We start from the raw sequence: 20,290 nt of genomic DNA on the forward strand, positions 1-20,290 counted from the left end.
GATGTTGACGCGTTATACGAATTATCTCGACTCTCTCGACCCAATCCGAAAATCAACGAAATGGTTCACCGACGACTTTCGTCGCCTGATGGCCATTAATTATGCCATTCATGAAACCCCGTTCGATGCGGCGAGGTTCGAACACGCCCAAGCGGCTCTAAAACAAAAGACCGGTCTGTTCTCTAAATTCCGTGGCAGTAACAATTTCGTCTGGCTTTCTTTTCTTGATGCAAAGTATGAAGACATCGATTCAGCAATTGACGAGGCTCTCCGTCTCGATACGTTGCTCGATCGAAAACACTTCCGTTTCAGTATGCTGCGTCCTTTCATCGCGAGCCAACTGATTAATGTCGAGGAACCCAAACGTCGACTCGACGAGGCGAGTGCACTCTATCAGACGTTCAAACGAAACCACCCTTGGCTGACGAGCGAGGAGGACCTGTTGTCCGCACTTGTCCTCGTCCAGGCGTTCGACGACCACGAGGCATTGAATACGCGAATTGAAACATATTATGAAGCATTAAAAACCGAGCTTCCCCGTTCAAATGAATTGCAACTCGTCTCGCATCTACTCACATTTAGTGAGTTGTCAGCGGATGAGGTCGTCGCCCGCTTCCTTGATTGGCATGCGTGGTTGAAATCACAAGCCATCGCTGTTAAAGCGGAGCACTTACCTCCGCTCGCCCTTTTATCGATTGTCTCGGCACCGAACGAAAAGGACCGACGCGACGTGATTGAGATTACGAACGCTGAGAAGGAACGCAATCGTTGGTTCCATATACATGCATTGACGGTCGCCTTACAGCTTGTCGCTGCGGAAAACATCAAAAAGGATGCAAGTGATTTATTACTACATGGCACGTTTACCCATTTACTTGCGATGCAACAGGCTGCAACGGCCGCAACGACGGTGGCTATCATTTCGAGTAATGTGTCAAGCGATTAAAAACCTCTCCTTAGCGAAATAAATACCAACTGAGACAACCCAGCACAAATACCGAGTTAGCGATTTCCACAATCCCAATCTTCATGATTGGGATCTTTTTGCCGTAGAACCAAACAGCGCGTACCAGGCTTGGTGCATAAGCCAATGCGAGTAGAGGATAATCTAGTGTAATGAAAACGATGAGTAGTAACATATGATATCCCCACGAAAGGTTTCGATACGTGAGGCTCTGCTTTTCACGGATCATCGTCTTGACGAAAAAGATGCTTCCGAGGAAATAGAGGTATGGTAAAACGAATACCCATATAATCGTTTCATCAAAGACGTGTGTTCCGTGGTAATAACTCGCCATTCCTCCGATACAGAATGACGTGACGGCACTGACGTCGTTCCACACGTTTCGCTCATCTTTGATTTTGGCAAAGTAGGCGTTCACGAGACCGAATGGAATCATCGCAAAAGCGAACCAGATGAGACTCCATTGCATCCATAGGACTGGAATGATGGATAATGTAGCAATCATCAGATAGATCATCACTGTGCGTAAAAGCTCACGCGATTTCTTACGTTGTTTGATGTATTGGAACAAGAAGAATGTTCCCATATAAACAAATAGCCATGCGATGGCAAAAGGCACATGTGTCCACGCCCATCCTCCGACCGTTCCTCCAAGAACGAACGGCAAAATGAGCATCGACCATGCCCCATGTTGTGTTGGAATCATCCACTTCATCACCTATCACTCCTTCATCCACTAGTGTAATGGATGGTGATAGCATGCGCTGTGAGGTTTAGCACAAATAACGAAAAAGAAAAATAGGTAGCATCAGCCACCCATTTTATCACATTGCCTGTTTCTTACGTTTCATATAGTTTTTCGCGTACACAATTCCAATGACAGATAATGTTAAGATTGCAAAACTGTTCATTTCTCAGCTGGCAACGAGATGGCGTCGAATACGCAATCGACTACAGTGGACATCAACTTTCGAAGCAGGATCTATTTGATATCGCCGTTTCGATGAACTAAAAAAACGATCTCACGCGAGATCGTTTTTTGGTGTCCAATTTGGTACGACAGGTGTCGCTTTCGGCTCATCGACGACAAGCATCTTGGTGACGACCCGTCCGGCGATTGACACCGCGACGAGCGTATACAATGCGTTCGATAATGGTAAATAAATGAGTGAAATCCCAAGGACGATCACATCAAAGATAATTAAAATCGTACCGACTGACACGCCTGTCCATTTCGATAATCCGAGGGCGAATAAATCGTCGCCTCCGGTTGCCCCACCTGACTTCAAGACGAGGCCGAGACCATATCCGGTCACAATCCCACTTGCGATAGCAGCGAATAACGTCGCTGGCCATACTTGAATATCAAACGTGAGCAAATCGAGACGGTCCCACATCGCATAACTGAGCGAAAGGGACGAAGCGGCTAACACCGCCTGCCCAACAAAACGCCATCCCTTCCACCACAATGCGATGATAAAAAATGGGATGTCGAGCACGATCATCGAGATCGCCGGGTCGATATCAAATAGATAGCGACCGAGTAGCGATAACCCAACGAATCCACCTTCCGCCAAACCAAACTGTTCATTCAAATAATAATAACCGAACGCCATGATCAGCGTTCCGAGCACTATGGTAGCAACTCGTTTCATTCCGATTGTCCTCCCCGTTCTTGACGGAGAGGAGGATCCTCAGTCGTAGCTGCGGTTCCATCTGTTCCATCTCCGATCTTCCGTTTGTTGATTGATACACGTCATGGTGATCATTCAACGCTAGAAGTCCGGAAGTTGGAACAGAGGCCACGTCCTCTCGGTATCCATAAAGACCTTCCTTTCTCAAATTGCGCGTAATCTTGTACGTAGTTTACCACACATTTTGATTCAGTTCATGAATTTTACCTTTAGTGCATGTTACGTTTCGGTAAATCTTTCTTACCGAACCACCACCAGTTCCAATCCCCAAACAGTTTCATAAGAGATGGAACGAGCAGGATTCGGATGATCGTCGCATCGATAAAGATGGCGAGGGCGATTCCGACACCGAGCTGTTTAATCGGGCTGACACCCGTGAAGGCGAACGCGCCCGTCACGACAATCATGATGATGGCAGCCGAGGTAATGATCTTACTCGTTTTCGCCAGTCCCATCTCTGTCGCATAGTCGTTGTCACCTGTCTCCCGGTAATATTCCTCGATTCGTGAAACGAGAAACACCTCATAGTCCATCGACAATCCGAAGACGAGTGAGAAGATGAAGACCGGTGTCAAAATACTGATCGTCTCCGCGTCATATACATAACCGGATTCGAAGATGATGACGAGTAAGCCGAACGTTGCTCCGAGACCGAGTACATTCATGAGAATGGCTTTGATTGGAATCAAGATGGATCGGAATGCCCACATGAGGATGAAGAATGTCGCCAAAATGACGGTGATTACTGCATATGGGATGCTATCGTAAATCTCATCATAAATCTCTTCGTTGAAGGCAGCCGGTCCACCGACCTCGAATCCTTGGTCTCGCCAATCGCGCACGAACGCCTGCGCTTCCTTGTCACTCGGTGGTACATCGAAACTCACGTTGACGAGGGCGAGATCCGTATTCCCATCAAGTGTGACGAGTCGCTCAAGCGGAGCGAGTTGTTCCGGTGCCGCTTCAACGAGTTGGGTGAACGCTTCAGGCGTCAAACCAGACGTCGTCAAAAAGGTCGAGACGTTATCGACAATCTCTACTTCGTTTAACTCGTCCGTGAGCGTTGTCAGTTCTTCTAAAATCATCGGGTCCGTCAAATCATTCGCTTCGAACAAAATGACCGCATCGGTTGCGTTTTCACCGAACACTTCGTCAAATCGTTCAAGTGCCGCCCGTGATTCATACGAAGTCGGGAGCGCATCTGCGTCCGGAATGTTCAGTTCTAAGTCACGGACGAACCAAAGACTCGGTAACAGTAACAATAACGCGACGAGCGTCATCGTCACAGGGCGCTTCATGACGAAGCGAGCAAGCTTTTGCCAGCGTTTTTCTGACTTCGTTTCGTCAGACTTGATGATTTTCCCTTTATTCAAGGCATCCCCGACTAAATACAGAGATGACGGCAAGAGTGTCAGTGCGGACAAGACCGCCCCCGCGACGGCAATGAGCGCACCAAGTGCGACCGCCTGGAAGACATCGACCTGAATAAAGAGTAGACCGGCCAACCCGACAAAGACACATAATCCAGAGAAGAGGATTGAGCGTCCTGCCGTCGCCACCGTTCGGACGATGGCTTCTTCTCTTGATTGTCCACGCGTCAACTCTTCACGGTAACGGTTGACGAGGAGCAATGAGAAATCAATCCCGAGCGCAATGGCGATCATCGCCACGGCGTTCAAGACGAATATAGATAATTCCATGTTTTGCGCAAAAAAGAATAAAGAGCCTGCCGCTACGATGAACGTGATGAGTCCGACGAGCAACGGCATGAGTGCCGCGAGCGGCGTTCCGAAAACAAGTAACAATACGATGAGAGCAACCGGAATCCCGATCAACTCCGCCCGAATCAAGTCATTTTTCGACGCCTCGTTCAAGTCGTCTGCAAAGACTGGTTCCCCAGTCAACCGCACTTCTGTATCAGTGTCTGTGATCAGGGCGTCACGAACCGCCTCAATCGAAGATTCGGCTGCTTCATAGTCTTCAAATTCAAGCACAAAGTACGAGACGTCGCCTGAACGAGCATCTGGATTCTCTGACGGCGTAATGACACCATCAATCGACCGAATTTCCTCGAACCGTTGCTGTTGTTCGTCCATGACCGTTTCTATTTCTCCGCCTTCAAACAAGACGATCATCGAAGCACCTGCACGGTCGAACCGTTCATTCAACGTATCTTCTACTTGTTGGAAGCGCCCGTCTTGAATCGCGAAGCCGTTTCCTCTCAACTCACCCGGGAGCTGCAGCCCAAAATAGACCGACCCTGCAAGTAAGATCGTCCAAATGAGTAGTACTCCATATCGAAAGCGAACCAACTGCCTACCTAACCATTCCATCCTTGTCACTCCTCCCTGTCTAACCATCTACTTCCCGTTTCCCTCTTCATTCATCATCACTTCACAAAAAATTCCTGAACCTGTTTCGGGTTCAGGATTCTTGTCGTTCAAAAACTTGAAGCCAACTATGGCAAAATCGTGGTGGTGCGGATAAAACAACGAGTCGATCGCCTCGGTCATCTAACAGCATGACCTTCAGCAATTGATTGTCCGCGCACACAGTCGAACAAAACAATTCTTCTTCTCGACGAAACAGGTGGAACGCTTCGGTCGAAGTGATTGCCGTCGTTTCGCCGACTTGATCGAGGATGACCGTCTCACGGTCTCCTTCATACGGAATACGCCAGTGTTCATTCGTTTTCACATTCTCCACTAAAAAGTGATGCGTGTTTTCATCAAATAAGGTCACACATGTTTCAGGTGTGAATCGTTCAAAATCATACGTCCCTTGATACGCCAGCTCGATGATGTTCCCAAAGAGTGGGACTTCTTCGTAGCGACTATATCGAAACGTATGATCGTGGAGGTTCAAAGCCACGACATCCGATTCGGCTGAATATAAGAAGATGTCATCGCCTTGCCAATAGTGCAAATTGCTAAACCAGTCACCGTTAAAGCGTTGTGGAATCGCATGCGTCTCCATCTGTCCTTTTTGTAAATCAATGACTCCGTAAAGTCCTTTTTCTCGGAACCATGCTACGGCACGCGTCGCATTCGGTTCCACATATAGGGCGCACGGTGTCCAAGCCCAGTCAATCTCCCAGCGAATTTGGGACGACTCGTCAAAGAACAAAAATCCGGTTTGCGCCAAGTACAACATCCAACCTTCACCGACACGCTCTAACCATTCGATCGTTTGATGAAATTGAAAGTCTGCTGTTTGTTTGTACATTTGATCACTTCCTAATTTCAGCTTAGCAACGACCTAAGCGAAATTCGATTTTGAATGTGTTCGTTCAACACATTTTCGATTTTCCTGTATACTGTCGGTATAGATGAATGGTTCAGAAAGGAGTATACCGATGCGCCCATTACAATTATCACCAGAGACCGCGGTTGAGCTTGCGAAAAAGTTGAACGTCCCGCTCGAAGAATTGATGCATATGCCGAAGCATATTCTCGTTCAAAAAATGATGCAACTCGAGGCATCTCAAGCAGAGGAAGACACATCAAAGGAGACGGATTAACGTCTCCTTTTTAGTTACTGTTCTTTACGTTTTCGTTTTTTCGATACATACCAGAGACCAAGCACGGCGAGTGCGGCACCTCCGGCAACAGCATATTTGCTGTAATCCGGACGACGTTCCGTCACCACGAGCGTCGATAGTGGTGCGACTGTCAGATGACGGTCCTCGATTTGACGCGGAGCCTTCAGATTGACGGTATGGTCTTCCACGTTTACTTCAAACTTACCGGACGGAAGTTTAATTTCGACCGCCTCTTCTAGCGCGTTGTGATACACGACATGTCGTTCTACATAGCCTTCGACGTGGCGGCTCAACTCGAATGCGATCACGCCTTCTTCTTCATCGAAGAAGCGTAAGTGTTTCCGAATCTGCTCCGTGTTCTCAAGTCGGAAGAGCGGATACTGTTTCCGCAGGCGCAAGAGACCTTTCACATATTCCACACTCGGCGCTTCTTGTTCTGCACGTGTCCAATCGACACGGTTAATGACTTCGCCTGAGTTAAAGCTATTCTCGTCCCCATCTTTTGTGCGGAAGAACTCTTGCCCACTGTGGAGGAACGGAATCCCTTGTCCGAGAAGCACGATTGATGTCGCCAAACGATGGCGGCGACGGCGTGTCGTCTCATCATCTTCTGGATTTGTCACGGACAACTTGTCCCAAAGCGTCAAGTTATCGTGACATTCGACATAGTTGACGACCTGGTTCGGTTCATCGGCAAAACTTTGGCTCGTAATCCCGCCAGCGATTCCCCGTTTCACGTCAGCTGTCATGTCTGTGTTGCCGCTCACCCAGCCTGGTAAGTCCTCGATGAACACGTCTCCACGGACACCATCTCGAATCCCATCATTAAATTGCGCGATTCGTGGCATCTTATGCGCATTGTGTTGATTCGCTTTTTTACGGACCGGGAGTGGTGTGTCTAAATCCCAACCTTCTCCGATGACCAGGATGGATGGGTCGACGCGGTCAAGCGCCTTCCGAATTTGATTCATCGTCTTCACATCATGTAATCCCATCAAGTCGAAACGGAATCCGTCAATCATGAATTCCTTCGCCCAATATGTGACACACTCGACCATGAGCTTACGCATCATCGCACGCTCAGATGCCGTGTCATTCCCACATGCTGAACCGTCTGCGAGTGTTCCGTCCTCATTTAGTCGATAATAATAATCCGGGACGAATTGACCGAGCGGTGTCGTCAACGCATCGTACGTATGGTTGAAGACGACGTCCATGATGACACGGATGCCTCGATCGTGGAGGGCTTGAATCATTGCTTTTAGTTCAATAATTCGTGTCGCCGGATCGTCTGCTGACGAGGCGTACGATCCCTCGACCGCAAAGTAATGTACCGGGTCATATCCCCAGTTATAGTTATCTTCGCTCTCGCGTGATTCGTTCACCGAGCCATAGTCAAAGAATGGCATCAATTGAAGATGTGTGATACCGAGCGAGGTGATGTAGTCAAGACCGGTCGGGTATCCGCTTGTTGTCGTCGTACCCGTCTCGGTCATGCCTAAGAACTTCCCACGATGCGTGGCGCCACTTTCCGGATGACTCGTTAAATCACGGACGTGCGCCTCATAAATGACCGCCTCTTGTGAAGAATTGAATAGCGGACGTTCTTTGATCCAATGGTCCGGGTTCAAGGATGCCGGCTCAAGCAGGCATCCACGCTTCCCGTTCACTCCGACGACTTTTGCATAAGGGTCGAGTGATTCCACTTTTTTCCCATCAATCATTGCTTCAAATACATAAAATTGACCTTCGAACAGGGCGCGGTCGAGTTCAATGACCCAAGTCCCCTTCTCAGCCGGTTCGAGCTCGAGTCGTTCAAACTTACGTGCACGGGCTGTGCGATATAACTTGACCGACATTTGTTCCGCTACCGGAGACCAGACACGTAGTCGAATCTGTTCCCCTTTAAACGTCACCCCAAGGTCTTTCCCGTGATAGGCAACGTGATCTAAGTCTGCATGTGTATGTTGATCCATTGTACGTTCCATCTCTTCACTCCTTCACTGCTTCAAATCTGCTATCATTATAACAAAACCACACAAAGGATGGATGAAACATGGCAAAAGACAATTCTTTCGATATCGTGTCCGAAATGAATCTTGAAGAAGTGAAAAACGCAATCCAAATCGCGGAGAAGGAAATTTTGAACCGTTATGACTTTAAAGGGTCAAAAAGTGAGATGTCGCTCGACAACGGCGACCTCGTCCTTATCTCGGATGACGACTATAAACTTGAGCAGTTGAAAGACGTCTTAATCACGAAGTTGATCAAGCGCGGCGTTCCGACAAAAAACCTCGACTATCAAAAAGTAGAGAACGCACTCGGCGGCACGGTTCGTCAACGTGTGAAATTGAAGAGTGGCATCGACAAAGATGACGCGAAAAAAATCAACAACGCCATCAAAGAATCAAAACTTAAAGTCAAATCGCAAATTCAAGACGATCAAATCCGGGTGACCGGAAAATCGCGTGACGACCTTCAAGCTGTCATGCAGCTCGTTCGTGAGCTCGAGTTGTCTGTCGATGCCCAATTCACGAACTTCCGATGAAACTCGCGATCATCAGTGACCCACACGGTTCGTTTGATGATTTGAAGGCGGTTCTCGATGACGTCCGGCGGGAAACCGAGCATATTCTCTGTCTTGGCGACCTATATGAATGCCACATCGGGAAAAAACGACGTCACGAGCGCTTTCATCATGTGGAAGACGTCGTGACGTATGACCCGAACTATGAAGCATTGTTGACGTTCCCAAGTCTACGCGGTAATCAAGAGGAGCGAATCGACGAGGTACTCGTCATCGACCATCCCGTGAAAACACGGATTTCTTTATTGCCGGAACAGACGACTCTTGGCGAAGCACGCTTTTTACATGGGCATCAAGTCAAATGGAACGAAGACTGGGAACCGATTGTTGAGAAAGGGAAATATCCACTCGTTTTCATTGGACATAGTCACATTCCGGGGATTTACCGGAAAGGAAGATCCTTGCCGTGGGAAATCGGGACACCGTTCCATTTGAAGAAAAAGCGATATGTCATCAATGTCGGTGCCGTCATATTTGATCGGGAATGGTGTCTCTATGACACGGAAACCCGAACGGTGACGCGGATGAAAGTGTGAAGTAGTTTTAGCAATCAAAATTCAGGAGACTCCCATGAAAAAAGTCATGTGTTTGATTACAGTGGGCTTTATGGTTATTTCATTCGGATGGTGGGGGTGGAGAATGACAAACGATCCCACTCCGAGTAAATCGGAAGTTCAAAACCTTGTCCGTCATTTTGCTCTAGAAGAGTTTGGTGATGTAGAAGGGAATTATTTTGAGTCACCCAAAAACTACGCGTATTTCACCGATGATCATCTTTTTGTGGTCGATCGGCTCGAGAATCCGATTCAGTCTTATGTCGTCATCGACCGCGGTAAACCCATTTCACTTCTTGCGCAAGATGAAGTGCAACGAATACTTGACGATTATGCGACGGTAGCCCAAGAAGACATAGAAGTCACAACAACGCATCAGGTAACCGTATTTGTAGCTGGGTCTCCATCTTACACGGAACAGCTGATTAAAGTAATCGTCACATATGATGATGAAAAACATTTGTTGTTCATGTCGCCCGATCAGATGGATCGTTCTCGACTCAATTTCTTCAAAGACGGCTATGAAATGTTCTCTGACTTTTAATTTTAAAGTTGCTAAATCAAAAGGACCTCAGCGAATGAGGTCCTTTTTTGTATAGCTTACATTTCTTCCGGAGCTTCGACACCGAGTAAGCGGAGTCCTTCCGTCAATACGAGCGTCACTGCCTTCACGAGTGCGAGACGCGATTGTTTGCCTGCATCTTCTTCTAAGACGCGGACATGACCGTAATACTTGTTGAACGCTTGCGCGAGGTCAAGTACGTAGCGGCTGATGATGGATGGTTCGCGGCGTTCATGCGCACGTGTGATGACGTGCGGGAACGCGTTGAGCATCGTGACGACACTCCATGAGTAGTCATCATCTGCACCAGTGAACGGTGAGCCATCGTAGTTCCCTTTACGGAGGAGTGAGTTCGCACGAGCATTCGTGTATTGAACGTAAGGTCCTGTCTCCCCTTCAAACTTGAGCATGCTGTCGAGATCGAATTCGATGTTGTTGATGCGTTCGTTCTTCAAGTCGTGGAAGACGACCGCTCCGACACCGACCATGCGTGCGACGTCTTCTGCGTTCGCAAGGTCCGGATTCTTCTGTTCGATGTTCGCTTGTGCTTTTTCGATTGCTTCTTTCAACACTTCCTCAAGAAGAACGATGCGACCTTTGCGTGTCGACATCTTCTTCCCTTCTTGCAAGATCAAGCCGAACGGTACGTGATGCATGCCATCGACGAAGTCGTAGCCGAGCTTACGAAGAACCGAGAAGAGTTGTTTGAAGTGTAGCGCCTGTTCGCCACCGACGACATAGTTCGCTTGCACGAAGTTGTACGTCTCGTAGCGATAAATCGCTGCTGCCAAGTCGCGTGTCGCATACAATGTCGCGCCATCTTTCTTCTTGATTAGGCATGGTGGCAAATTCTCTTCTTCGAGCGAGACGACCATCGCGCCTTCACTTTCGACTAAGAGATTTTTTTCTTCGAGCATCTCGACGACGCGTCCCATCTTATCATTGTAGAATGCCTCACCATTGAAGCTCTCGAATTTCACACCGAGGAGGTCGTATACTTTTTGGAACTCTTTAAGTGACTCGTCACGGAACCATTGCCAAAGCTCTGTCGCTTCCGCATCGCCGTCTTCAAGCTTCTTGAACCAGGCACGACCCTCGTCTTCGAGTTCCGGCTGTGTCTTCGCTTCTTCGTGGAAGTGAACATATAATTTCAAGAGTTCTGCAATTGGATTGGCGCGTACCGCTTCCTCATCGCCCCACTTCTTGTAGGCAACCATCAATTTCCCGAACTGAGTACCCCAGTCTCCAAGGTGGTTGACGCCGACGACGTCATATCCGTTTTTGCGTGCGATTTGGTTGATCGCATTCCCAATCACCGTCGAACGTAAGTGACCCATCGAGAACGGCTTGGCAATGTTTGGTGACGAGAAGTCCGTCACAATCGTTTCATTACGTGTTGCATGTGTCGCGTACTCTGACTTCTCATCGAGTACCATGTTGATGATTTCTTTTGACACGACGTCACGGCTCAAGAAGACGTTGACGTAAGGTCCTGCCGCCTCGACTTTTGTGAACAGTTCATCATTCAAGTCGTTTGCGATATCTGTCGCAATCATGACAGGTGCTTTACGATAAGCTTTCGCCAATTGGAAACATGGGAACGCGAGGTCACCGTGTGCCTCGTGTTTTGGCTTCTCAATCAATGCTTCAATCTGGTCAATCGTGAGCTCGTCTCCGATGACACGTGCTAACGCTTCTGCGTACTTGCGTTCATAACTCATTTGTATGTCCTCCTTCTTCGTATCACAACTCATAAAAAAAACGCCCTTTGCATAGATGCAAAGAGACGGGAATTCCCGCGGTACCACTCTTCTTGCCTGCATGACGCAGACCGCTTTATGGTGATAACGGTTCCCTCCGGCTATGCCTACTCTCGTTTCGGATAGCATCTCAAAAGTGCGTTTCGCGACGTTTGTCAGCCTAGGCTCTCACCAATCCCCAGGTCGCTTTGTTGACCAAACTATCGTTACTCTCTTTTTCATCGACATTCGTCTATGCGGTTGAAAAGCAATTTCATTATAGAGGATATTCCGTGTATACTCAATGCTAGAATTCAAGCATCATGGAACAGAAGCAGGACTCACACGAAATCGTGACGAATCTTTACTATTAGATCTTGAAATGTCCCATGCTAGGAGGGAACGCATGAACCACTTTCGTAAGATGTCCGTGCTCGGTTGGAGTATATGGAGTGCTTTATTCATCTTCACCATCGCATTATTCGCATTGGATGTCCTACACGCCCCAACGATCGATCCGTTGTCGTTTATTTTAATTTCATTGCTTGTCATCATTTTTCAACTCGACTCGATCGAAGTCAAAGGTGTGTACTTCACATTTTCTGAAAGTATCGTCTTAATTTTATTTTTATTCTTTGGATTTGAAACAGCACTCATCGTCAACCAAATCGGGTTGTTCGTCTTTCAATTCGCCAATTTGAAACCGAAAGTCGCCATCCGTCGCTTCCGCTTCACGTATCCGTGGAATGCCATTACGGCGTACTTAGAGATTGTCATCCCGGCAGCGGTTTATCTCGCCCTCGGTGGGGAGACCGGTCTCGACTTTTATTCGCAAGATTCGTTCGTGCCGCTTGCCGGACTGTTCCTTGCCATCTTCTTAAACACGGTATTCCAAAAATATCAGGTGAAATGGTGGTTCCGCGTCGACATCGCTTTAAGCGACTTTATGAAGATTGCCTTCTACACGTACGTCGTCAGTTTGATTTTCATCTTAGCGGCAGCGTTTTTCCGAGAGACCAACTTACTCGTCGTCAGTAGCATCGCCGCTGCGTTGACATTCTTTATTAAACGTCTCCTCATTCAAAAAGAGCGACAAGATGCATTCAAATCTTTGATTGAGCAATACGATGAAGCGAAAGAGGCCGTTTCCTTGTCACAGAGCGAGGCGCAAGCCATCGAAGTATTTTTAAGTCAATGCGAACAGCTGAATCATTATGATGAAGGGTATGTCGAGTTTAAATTGTTTGAACGCACCCTGTACTTTGATTTAAAGACGCGACAGCCCATCGATCGACCCATCGTCTTTACGTTGCTTGACATGAGTCAGCCAATCGAGCAAGTCCTCGACTATGAGATGCGCTTTGAATGGGATACTTCCCTTTCTGATGCTTTCCACGACGATTACCACAGCTTCGTTTCTGTTCGTTCGGAGGAAATCGAAGAGATTCGCACCTGGATTGTTATGATGGGCGAACCTGTATACGGTTATCCGAAGATTATTCAGCACGAGATCATCAAATTGTTAAAATCGTTCAACCGGACCATTAGCCGTTGTCACGAACGGGACCGCCTCTATACCGAGAGTCGGACGGACAGTTTAACGCTTCTCGCCAATGCGCGTGCGTTTTATGAATATGGCATTCAACAAATATCCGATATGTCGGTATATCCGATATCGGTCGCCATGCTCGATATTGATTTTTTCAAAAAGATCAACGATACGTACGGTCATCAGGTCGGAGACCATGTGTTACAAGAGTTCGGACGACGAATCCGTCAGGTACTTCGTCCCGATGACTTTGCTGCACGTTATGGCGGCGAAGAATTTATTTTGTTGCTCAATCATTGTGACATGAACCAAGCGATCGAAATCACAGAGCGCATCCGCCATCAAATCGAAGCGAAACCGTTTCTTGTCGACCACCATGAGATTTCTGTCACCGCGTCTATCGGGGTCGATACAATCGAAGCGTTCGGGAACAAGCGTCTCGATGATACGATTCGAAATGCGGACCGTGCCCTGTATGTTGGTGGAAAATATGCAGGACGTAACCGCGTGGCGCACTTCAACAATTTAACGACGTAAACTCCCCTTTCTCACATCGAATTGGGGAGTTTTTAGGTTGACAACTAGATTTGAAACAGGTACGTTAGGGAACGTGTTTGATAATAGGATAACTTAACTTTTTATCGAGAGAGACGGAGGGACTGGCCCTATGAAGTCTCGGCAGCGGGGAACCTGTGCCAAATCCAGCGGACATACGTCCGAAAGATGAAAAGGGTATTTCACACGAAGGACCTTTTTCTCAAGAAAAAGGTCCTTTTTATTTTTTAGTGAGGTGATTATTTTGGAACAACCAACAGCAAACAAGTGGGCACTTCTGCCGTTACTCGTCTTCTTGCTCTTTTTCATCGGGGCGGGTGTCTACTATGGGGACTTTTATAAGTTTCCAGTCCTCGTCGCAGCCATGATCGCATTGATGGTTGCAGCGTTCATGACAAAAGGAAGCGCCACACAAACCGTGGAACGCATCGCACAAGGTGCCGGAAATCCGGGAATCATCATTATGATTTTTATTTTCTTACTGGCTGGTGCCTTTTCAACGGTAGCTGAATCAATCGGTGCCATCGACGCGACGGTTAACGCCGCGTTGACGCTCTTACCCCCATCGCTTCTCTTAAGTGGACTATTCGTCATCGCTGCTTTTATTTCAATGGCAATGGGTACATCGACCGGAACGATTGCGGCACTTGCGCCGATTGCCCTCGGTATCCATGAAGAGAGTGGTGTGAACGTCGCAATCGCTGCCGCGGCAGTTGTCGGCGGAGCCATGTTCGGAGACAATCTCTCATTCATCTCGGACACGACCATTGCTGCCGTCAGGACACAACGGACGAACATGCGCGATAAGTTCCGAACGAACTTCTGGATCGTGCTACCAGCTGCCATCATCACGACGATTTTACTCGCGGTCTTGTCGAACGGTGAATCGACGGTCGATGTCGCCGCATTCGAATGGTATAAACTGATTCCTTATCTCGCGGTCATCGGACTGGCGTTAACGGGACTGAACGTCATTCTCGTCCTGTTGGGCGGAATCACGCTAACCGGAATCATCGGTCTTCTCGACGGAAGCTTATCCGTCACAGCATTTGTGACCGCTATCGCCGATGGCATGGTCGGTATGGCCGAAATCTCGTTCTTGACGTTACTCATGGGCGGCCTCGTCGGACTTATTTCGCACAACGGCGGACTCACGTATTTGCGTGATGCGTTGACATCACGGATTCAAAAACGTGCTGGTGCCGAGTGGAGTATCGCGGGTCTCGTCAGTGCGACGAACGTAGCGACGGCGAACAATACGATTTCCATTCTCGTAGCCGGACCACTCGCCGCGAACATTGCGGACGAATACGACATCGAACGGAAAAAATCAGCGAGTGTGCTCGATATCTTCTCATGTGGTGTACAAGGGATTCTCCCATACGGAGCGCAACTTCTCATCGCCGCAGAGTTGACGAAGACCGCTTCGCCTGACCTCGTCCCGTTCATGTTTTATCCGTTCCTCCTCTTTATTTGTGGAGGAATTGCGATTGCATTCAACTTCCCGCGTTTTAAAAAGCAGTCTTAAACGACAAACACCCCTTGTTCAAAGGGGTGTTTGTCGTTTAGTGATCATCTCTTGCTTCAATTGCTCGTTGCGTTTTTTGAAAGCGCGTCGTTTGAGCACTTCTTCTAGTCCTCGACTGATGGCCCACAATGCGACCAAAAGCAGACCGAGCATCGATAAGCGAAACGGGCTTTGGATAAATTCTTCCCATTGATCCCCGATGACCGAGAAAATGACGACGACGAGTAGTTTCCCGAATCCCGCCGCCAAAATGAACGTACGGAGCGGCATCTGAATGAGCGCCAGCAAATAGGTGATCAAACTGACCGGGATGAACGGGAGCGAATACAAGAACCCGAGTGAGATCGGACTCATATGGTTGATTCGTTCTAACCAATAGACCGCCGCTTTATGTTTCTCGAGCCAGCGCGTCATCGGTTTACGAAACACATATCGGACCGCCACGAAGACGACAATCGTTCCGAGTAAGTTCCCGATCCATGATAAAAGGACCCCTAACAAAAAACCATATGTTGCCGCATTCGCTGAAATGATTAAAACGAGTGGCAAAAACGGAAAGATCGCTTCTAAAAACGGAGCGCCGAGTCCGGCCCAAGGACCGCCAGGCAAACTTTGAAGCCATTCGATTAATTGGATGATGTACTGTTGGAGAGAAGTGAGCATAGTCGTTCCACCTTCAACTTTCGTTACTACTACTCTAATACCCGAATTCGATTTTCAAGACGCATCTCCCTGCATTCGTCAAAAAAAATTAAAAACCATTTGCGAAAATTCGTCGTGATATTTATCATATAATAATGGACTTGTGGTTGCAGGCAAGTCTATTCGTCGAACGACACAACCCAACGTTCGTTTTCCTGCAAAAAACTGAACACAGGGGAGCAACACAACATGGAAACAAAACCAATGCGGGTCTTGCTGTACTATAAGTACGTCAACATCGAAGACCCAGAAACACTCACGCAAGAACATTTGAAGTATTGTAAAGACCTTGGCATCAAAGGACGCATCTTGATTTCCTCCGAAGGAATCAACGGGACGTGCTCTGGTACTTGGGAACAGACTGAGCAATACATGAACGACTTGAAAGCAAACCCACTCTTCAGCGATATCGAGTTCAAAATCGATGAAGTCGAAGAGCATGCGTTCAAGAAAATTTTTGTCCGCCACAAGAAAGAGCTCGTGACGTGGCGCTTTGATGGTGAGTTTGATGTACCGAAACAACACGGTGCATACCTCGAACCAGCAGAATGGAAAGAGATGATGAATCGTGATGATGTCGTCATCCTCGACGTTCGTAACAACTATGAGTACGAACTTGGTCACTTTAAAAACGCGATCAAAATCGATGTAGAGGCTTCACGTTACATGCCAGAATGGCTCGAAGAGAACAAAGACCTCTACGAAGGGAAAACACTGCTCACGTACTGTACTGGTGGCGTCCGTTGCGAGAAATTTACAGCATATATGCGTGACCAAGGTCACGACAACATCTTCCACTTAAAAGGTGGCGTCGCAATGTATGGAAAAGACGAAGCGACGAAAGGTGAAAACTGGGATGGTGAGCTTTACGTCTTTGACGAGCGTATCAACGTCCCTGTTAACTCTGTGAACCCGACTGTTGTTTCACACTGCATGCACTGTGGAACTGAGACGGTTCGTTACGTTAATTGTGCAAACCCGGAGTGCAATGTACAGCATTTCTGTTGTGAAGAGTGTGAACCGAAACAAATGCGTTCATGCTCGAAAGAGTGTCAAGAACACCCACGCAACCGTTATATCATCGACAACATTGCAGAGAAACTTCAGGAAACTGAAGGAGTAGTCGGGTAACAAAAATCGACCAAAAGGTGTCATGGACAAGCCGTCCGTGACACTTTTTTTGACGAAATCTTAACGTCTAGTCTGCCCCGCTTTCGGGTATAGTGAAGTTACTATGTCAGACAGGAAGTGAATAGATGCATGTTTAACGAACCTTTACTCGCTGCGATTCTTGCTTGGTTTATCGCCCAAGCAGCCAAGCTCGTAACCGAACTCATTAAAACAAGGGATTTTGAAATTGAAATCATGTTCGCTTCAGGCGGCATGCCGAGTTCACACTCGTCTACGGTCGTCGCACTCGCTACGGCAATCGGACGGATGGAAGGCATCGACTCGAGCATGTTTGCCCTCGCTGTCGTCTTCGCCACCATCGTCATGTACGATGCAACCGGCGTCCGTCAAGCAGTCGGTTTTCAGGCCCGACTATTGAACGATTATTTCAAAGGGATCAAACACGAGACTCCACTATTAAATGAACTTGTCGGGCACACGCCGTTCCAAGTCATCGTCGGGGCGTTACTCGGTCTCGTTGTCGGATTGTTTTTCCCGATGTAATCCACTAAAGGTATGTCATTTCTCACACTCTCGATTCTTTTTGTGAAGTTTCACAAAGAAGAAGTTATACTCAGAGAGAGGAGGAATCGACATGCCTTTTTTGCAGAAATCTTATGAGTCTCTCGATACACTCGCCGAAGCAATCGGTCAAGCGATTCGAGCACCCATCACGATTGAAAATCGCCACCACCAGTTGCTGGCGTATAGCACCCATCCTGATTCGACCGACCCGGCCAGGATCGCCACGATCATCGGTCGTCGTGTTCCGGAAGCCGTCATTGAAGACTTATGGGAAAGTGGAATTTTACGAGAAGTCATCGACCAAGATGAGCCTGTCGTCATTCCGGCACGGCTCGCTGTCGGGCTCGGCGAACGTGCTGCCATCGTGATCAAGCAACATGACGAAGTACTCGGTTATATTTGGAGCTTGGCTCGAACGAACCCGTTCACCACTCAAGAATTAGCCATCTTGCAGGAAGGAGCGACCATTGCCAAGAAGTTGCTCATGACAATCGCGATGCACGAACGACGCATTAGCGCAGAGCTCGAGCGTTTCTTGTTAGATGTACTCGCTTCCCCGACACTTTCCGATGCCAATCGCGAACGATTGAACGAACTCGCGCCCATCGCCGTCGCCAGTCGATTGACGATTATTGAATGCGCTCAACCGATCACCCCGCAACTCGCTGAACGTCTGCATTATGTGCTCGCGACTCAAGAAGCGATCGAAGTGGTCTTACATGCCATCGATGGACAGCAATTACTCGTCTGGCATTATATGAAATCCGAACTTTCCGATGAAGAAGTGGAATTGCTCGCTTGGGCGGAACGGTTCGAGCAGTTGCTTCAAGACAAGTTCACTGAATCTGAGCCACGACTCGGAATCAGTCGGCGTTTTTTCGAAAGTGACATGCTGTACGCCGCAGCGGAAGAGGCACGTCGTGTCACAACACTTCGTCGTAAGTTCCCTCTTGAGCTCGCGACTTCTCGCGCCTTCGAACAGATCGGGATTTATCAACTCGTCCCGGAACTAGCACGTCGCATCGGACTTCGACTGGAAACCCATCCGACCGTCGAGCGGTTGCAACAATATGACTCATCCCATCAGACCGAACTCGTGAAGACGCTCGAATGGTATTTTTATTTCGATGGGAATGTAAAGCGGGTCGCCGCCCACCTTCATATCCATCCGAATACCGTCTTGTATCGGATTCGACGTATCGAAGAGTTGACGAATATCACGCAAGTTTCCTTACCCGAACGGTCCATGATTTATTTGGCGATTAAAGCCGGTCAATATCGATTAGAAGACTAGACGTTCGCTTTGTGTTTTTTCACAAAGTGAGCGTCTTCGTTTTTAGAATCCATGATAAAGACAGCGTTTTCGAATGGGTCTATACTAGGGGTGTGAACAATTTGTGTCAACGGAATGAAAGGGGAATGTTCCATGAAAATCGGGGTATTAAAAGAGATTAAAAACAATGAAAATCGGGTGGCTTTGACACCGATGGGTGCATTTATGTTAACGGAACTTGGTCATGACGTCTTCGTCGAAACAAATGCCGGTCTCGGCAGTGGTTTCACAAATATGGAATATATCGATGCCGGTGCAACAATCGTCGAAACGGCGAAAGAAGTATGGGAAGGCGTCGAACTTGCGCTCAAAGTGAAAGAGCCGCAGCCGTCTGAATATCAATACTTCCGTCCTGATCTGACGCTCTTCACGTATTTGCACTTAGCGGCAGAACCAGAATTAACGAAAGCACTCGTCGAATCAGGCATCACTGCTATCGCGTATGAGACGGTCGAAGTCGATCGGACGTTACCGCTTCTCACACCGATGAGTGAAGTCGCAGGTCGTATGGCCGCTCAAATCGGGGCACAAATTCTCGAAAAACCGCACGGTGGAAAAGGAATCCTCATGTCAGGTCTTCCGGGCGTACCTCGTGCGAACGTCACGGTCATCGGGGGCGGTGTCGTCGGAACGAACGCAGCGCGTATCGCCATCGGTCTCGGGGCAAGCGTTACTTTGATGGACATCAGCCCAGCTCGTCTTCGTCAAATCGACGACTTGTTCGGAAACACAATCAACACATTAATCTCGAACAAATACAATATCGCCAAACAAGTAGCTGAGAGTGATCTCGTCATCGGTGCTGTTTTGATTCCTGGAGCAAAAGCACCGAAACTTGTCACAGAAGAAATGGTACAACGCATGTCCCCAGGATCGGTGATTGTCGATGTTGCCATTGACCAAGGTGGAATTTGTGAAACGATTGATCATATCACAACGCATGATGCGCCAACGTATGAACGTTACGGTGTGCAACATTACGCCGTCGCTAACATGCCAGGTGCCGTGCCACGCACATCGACAATGGGGCTTACGAACGCAACGATGCCATACATTATCGAATGTGCACAAAAAGGCGTATTCCCAGCACTCCTCGGAAACGATGCCCTTCTCAAAGGCTTAAACGTCATCAACGGGACGGTCACATACGAAGCGGTCGCTCGCGATTTAGAGTATCCGTTCGTCCCTGCCTATGAGGCAGTTGCAAAACAAACACAAGCGTAATCGAAAGACGACGAGATGCCCGTTCTCGTCGTCTTTTTCGTACAAAAAATAAGGGACTGAACA

The 20,290-nt window shown here is 48.1% G+C and carries 18 protein-coding genes, 1 riboswitch and 1 other annotated feature; of the genes, 11 read left to right on the forward strand and 7 right to left on the reverse strand.

Going from position 1 to position 20,290, the window contains the following annotated elements; translation table 11 throughout:
• Position 1 precedes the first annotated feature (1 nt).
• Positions 2 to 946, forward strand: a complete 945-nt coding sequence (locus tag AC5LIL_RS13255) for a DUF4003 family protein (protein WP_499824351.1) — start codon at positions 2 to 4, stop codon at positions 944 to 946.
• A 10-nt stretch (positions 947 to 956) separates the two neighbouring features.
• Here the strand turns inward: AC5LIL_RS13255 and AC5LIL_RS13260 are convergent, their stop codons facing one another.
• From AC5LIL_RS13260 to AC5LIL_RS13275, 4 genes are all read right to left on the reverse strand, one after another.
• On the reverse strand, positions 957 to 1,679 hold the full coding sequence (locus AC5LIL_RS13260; RefSeq protein WP_074034291.1) for a YwiC-like family protein: 723 nt from the start codon (positions 1,677 to 1,679) through the stop codon (positions 957 to 959).
• 307 nt (positions 1,680 to 1,986) lie between these two features.
• The gene (locus AC5LIL_RS13265; RefSeq protein ID WP_214747032.1) at positions 1,987 to 2,619 is read right to left on the reverse strand and encodes a YitT family protein; all 633 of its coding nucleotides are present in this window, start codon (positions 2,617 to 2,619) and stop codon (positions 1,987 to 1,989) included.
• A 248-nt stretch (positions 2,620 to 2,867) separates the two neighbouring features.
• Entirely contained in the window at positions 2,868 to 4,991 is a 2,124-nt protein-coding gene (locus AC5LIL_RS13270) for an MMPL family transporter (protein ID WP_499824352.1), read from the reverse strand.
• A gap of 91 nt (positions 4,992 to 5,082) precedes the next feature.
• Positions 5,083 to 5,883 carry a hypothetical protein gene (locus AC5LIL_RS13275; RefSeq protein WP_499824353.1) on the reverse strand — a complete coding sequence of 267 codons (801 nt, stop codon included), beginning with the start codon at positions 5,881 to 5,883 and terminating at the stop codon, positions 5,083 to 5,085.
• A gap of 130 nt (positions 5,884 to 6,013) precedes the next feature.
• Between AC5LIL_RS13275 and AC5LIL_RS13280 the strand changes: the two genes are divergently transcribed.
• The gene (locus AC5LIL_RS13280; protein ID WP_074034284.1) at positions 6,014 to 6,178 is read left to right on the forward strand and encodes a YycC family protein; all 165 of its coding nucleotides are present in this window, start codon (positions 6,014 to 6,016) and stop codon (positions 6,176 to 6,178) included.
• A gap of 14 nt (positions 6,179 to 6,192) precedes the next feature.
• Here AC5LIL_RS13280 and pulA read toward each other — a convergent pair whose 3' ends face one another.
• On the reverse strand, positions 6,193 to 8,187 hold the full coding sequence (gene pulA / locus AC5LIL_RS13285) for a type I pullulanase (RefSeq protein WP_499824354.1): 1,995 nt from the start codon (positions 8,185 to 8,187) through the stop codon (positions 6,193 to 6,195).
• A gap of 68 nt (positions 8,188 to 8,255) precedes the next feature.
• Here pulA and AC5LIL_RS13290 point away from each other — a divergent pair, with 68 nt between their 5' ends.
• From AC5LIL_RS13290 to AC5LIL_RS13300, 3 genes are read left to right on the forward strand one after another with little or no spacing between them, the layout of a single operon-like run.
• Positions 8,256 to 8,747 (forward strand): YajQ family cyclic di-GMP-binding protein, encoded by a 492-nt coding sequence (locus AC5LIL_RS13290; protein ID WP_015880519.1) that lies wholly within the window; start codon positions 8,256 to 8,258, stop codon positions 8,745 to 8,747.
• A complete protein-coding gene (locus AC5LIL_RS13295) occupies positions 8,744 to 9,322 on the forward strand; it encodes a metallophosphoesterase family protein (protein WP_499824355.1) in 579 nt (192 codons plus the stop codon). Before AC5LIL_RS13290 ends, AC5LIL_RS13295 begins: the two co-directional genes overlap by 4 nt.
• 34 nt (positions 9,323 to 9,356) lie before the next feature.
• A complete protein-coding gene (locus AC5LIL_RS13300; RefSeq protein WP_499824356.1) occupies positions 9,357 to 9,884 on the forward strand; it encodes a hypothetical protein in 528 nt (175 codons plus the stop codon).
• 56 nt (positions 9,885 to 9,940) lie between these two features.
• Here the strand turns inward: AC5LIL_RS13300 and argS are convergent, their stop codons facing one another.
• Positions 9,941 to 11,623 (reverse strand): arginine--tRNA ligase, encoded by a 1,683-nt coding sequence (gene argS / locus AC5LIL_RS13305; protein WP_499824357.1) that lies wholly within the window; start codon positions 11,621 to 11,623, stop codon positions 9,941 to 9,943.
• A gap of 58 nt (positions 11,624 to 11,681) precedes the next feature.
• Positions 11,682 to 11,893: a binding site (T-box leader), on the reverse strand.
• Between the two features lie 154 nt (positions 11,894 to 12,047).
• Between argS and AC5LIL_RS13310 the strand changes: the two genes are divergently transcribed.
• Together AC5LIL_RS13310 and AC5LIL_RS13315 are read left to right on the forward strand one after the other, a co-directional pair.
• Positions 12,048 to 13,727, forward strand: coding sequence for a GGDEF domain-containing protein (locus AC5LIL_RS13310; protein WP_499824358.1), 1,680 nt, complete (start codon positions 12,048 to 12,050; stop codon positions 13,725 to 13,727).
• A gap of 98 nt (positions 13,728 to 13,825) precedes the next feature.
• Positions 13,826 to 13,920, forward strand: a riboswitch (SAM riboswitch).
• Between the two features lie 69 nt (positions 13,921 to 13,989).
• Entirely contained in the window at positions 13,990 to 15,273 is a 1,284-nt protein-coding gene (locus AC5LIL_RS13315; RefSeq protein WP_214785618.1) for a Na+/H+ antiporter NhaC family protein, read from the forward strand.
• Positions 15,274 to 15,291: 18 nt separating this feature from the next.
• On the opposite strand, the gene AC5LIL_RS13320 is transcribed toward AC5LIL_RS13315, so the two are convergent.
• Positions 15,292 to 15,936, reverse strand: coding sequence for a TVP38/TMEM64 family protein (locus AC5LIL_RS13320; protein ID WP_214695949.1), 645 nt, complete (start codon positions 15,934 to 15,936; stop codon positions 15,292 to 15,294).
• A gap of 228 nt (positions 15,937 to 16,164) precedes the next feature.
• Here AC5LIL_RS13320 and trhO point away from each other — a divergent pair, with 228 nt between their 5' ends.
• From trhO to ald, 4 genes are all read left to right on the forward strand, one after another.
• Entirely contained in the window at positions 16,165 to 17,106 is a 942-nt protein-coding gene (gene trhO, locus AC5LIL_RS13325) for an oxygen-dependent tRNA uridine(34) hydroxylase TrhO (RefSeq protein WP_214695947.1), read from the forward strand.
• A gap of 117 nt (positions 17,107 to 17,223) precedes the next feature.
• Positions 17,224 to 17,649 carry a divergent PAP2 family protein gene (locus tag AC5LIL_RS13330; RefSeq protein ID WP_214695945.1) on the forward strand — a complete coding sequence of 142 codons (426 nt, stop codon included), beginning with the start codon at positions 17,224 to 17,226 and terminating at the stop codon, positions 17,647 to 17,649.
• 91 nt (positions 17,650 to 17,740) lie between these two features.
• Positions 17,741 to 18,964, forward strand: coding sequence for a PucR family transcriptional regulator (locus tag AC5LIL_RS13335; RefSeq protein ID WP_214876352.1), 1,224 nt, complete (start codon positions 17,741 to 17,743; stop codon positions 18,962 to 18,964).
• Positions 18,965 to 19,096: 132 nt separating this feature from the next.
• The gene (ald, locus tag AC5LIL_RS13340) at positions 19,097 to 20,227 is read left to right on the forward strand and encodes an alanine dehydrogenase (protein ID WP_499824359.1); all 1,131 of its coding nucleotides are present in this window, start codon (positions 19,097 to 19,099) and stop codon (positions 20,225 to 20,227) included.
• Positions 20,228 to 20,290 lie beyond the last annotated feature (63 nt).

The sequence above is a fragment of the Exiguobacterium sp. RM11 genome (assembly GCF_059821525.1).